The sequence below is a fragment of the Pseudomonas sp. N40(2020) genome (assembly GCF_014472415.1).
Taxonomy (GTDB): domain Bacteria; phylum Pseudomonadota; class Gammaproteobacteria; order Pseudomonadales; family Pseudomonadaceae; genus Aquipseudomonas.
The window spans coordinates 1-959 of record NZ_JACSZV010000093.1; the positions used below are offsets into that span (position 1 = coordinate 1).

A 959-nucleotide genomic window follows, 5' to 3' on the forward strand; every position below is an offset into this window, starting at 1 on the left:
GTTTTAAATGAGGCCCTCACCCTAGCCCTCTCCCAGAGGTAGAGGGGACCGATTGGGGGATATTTGAGAAATTTACCGACTTGAAAGACTGGCGCTGAATCCATGATCGACCCGATTCTTGCTTGGCAGTGAATCCATCATCGACCCGGTTTTTCCTCGGATCTGAATCCATAATCGACGCGATCTTTCAGGTCGATGGATAGCGACGGACACCTCGGTCAGCCCCCTCTCCCTCTGGGAGAGGGCTGGGGTGAGGGTTTTCCTCATGCCAACACCACCAACCGGTTCGGCAACTCATTGCGCACCTGCGTCACCGGTACATGCACCTTCAACAGCTCCCCACACGCCTCGACGCACTGCACAAACCCCTCAAGTGTGTGCCCCTGCCGCACTTGTTCGGTAAACGCCGCGACAATCGCATCCCAGTTTTTATTGTCCAGCCGACTGGAGATCCCCTCGTCCACCAGAATCTCCACGTAGCGTTCGGCCTCGCAGACAAAAATCAGCATGCCGGTGCTGCCCACCGTGTGATGCAGGTTTTGCTCAAGAAACTGCCGCCGCGCCAGATTCGAGGCGCGCCAGTGCCGCACGCGGCGTGGCACCAGATGGGTGGTGATTTTCGGCAGACGAAACAGCAGGCACAGCACGATGAACAAGCCCCATTGCACCAACAGCAAACTGCGCAAGGTCAGCCAGCCGGTCAGGTAATGCACGACGCCCGGCACCACCAGCGCCAGCAAACTGGCCCACAGCAGCGGGATGTACGCGTAATCGTCGGCGCGGGCGGCCAGCACTGTCACCAGTTCGGCGTCGGTGTCGCGCTCGACCCGGGCGATTGCCTCGGCGACTTTGCGTTGTTCGTGTTCAGTCAGTAATGCCATGTCAAAGAGTGCCTGCTCATTATTGTTGTGTGCTCACCAGCCGCCGGACGAACCACCGCCGCCGAAACTGCCCCCGCC

The 959-nt window shown here is 59.2% G+C and carries 1 protein-coding gene; it reads right to left on the reverse strand.

What is annotated here, in order from left to right; genetic code table 11:
* Positions 1-263: 263 nt before the first annotated feature.
* Positions 264-881, reverse strand: a complete 618-nt coding sequence (locus IAI51_RS27755; RefSeq protein WP_187681377.1) for a TPM domain-containing protein — start codon at positions 879-881, stop codon at positions 264-266.
* Positions 882-959: the final 78 nt, after the last annotated feature.